Consider the following 404-nt stretch of genomic DNA (forward strand, 5'->3'; position numbering starts at 1 on the left):
AACATATACTTTGCCCATCCAACCCGCTTTTCCGGATGGGCAATACTTTATACGGCCCAATAAAAAATAATGAAATCGTCCCCATTTTCTTGTCCTCATTGTTCCAATCCGATTCGGGGTAGTGCATTCAAAGGACTGAAAAGCATTAAAGAGTGCCCGACCTGCCACAAAAAAGTCCGCTATAAGCAGCCGACTGCAAAAGAAATCCGCCAAGCGACATGGAAAAAGAGCGTTATTTTCCTTGCCCTGCTGACCTTATACCTTGCCTTTCTGATTGCACTATTTCGCGCAGATATTCCTTTTGCGTATCTCATCCTCCCTATCATGATCTATTTGGTTGCAGTCTTCAAGCCTGCCATTATCAAGCTTTCTTCATTTGAGAAAGACGAATAGCCTGCTTTCAG

1 protein-coding gene is annotated in these 404 nt (G+C 43.6%); it reads left to right on the forward strand.

Annotation, left to right across the window (positions count from 1 at the left end):
- The first annotated feature begins 69 nt into the window (after window positions 1-69).
- Window positions 70-393 carry a dimethyl sulfoxide reductase gene (locus ACTHS3_RS17135; RefSeq protein ID WP_440368657.1) on the forward strand — a complete coding sequence of 108 codons (324 nt, stop codon included), beginning with the start codon at window positions 70-72 and terminating at the stop codon, window positions 391-393.
- Window positions 394-404: the final 11 nt, after the last annotated feature.

Source organism: Neisseria sp. P0009.S007 (genome assembly GCF_051962515.1).

Bases quoted from the DNA above. Each gene is read 5' to 3' on its own strand.
- ACTHS3_RS17135 (WP_440368657.1), top strand. From the start codon at position 70: ATGAAATCGTCCCCATTTTCTTGTCCTCATTGTTCCAATCCGATTCGG.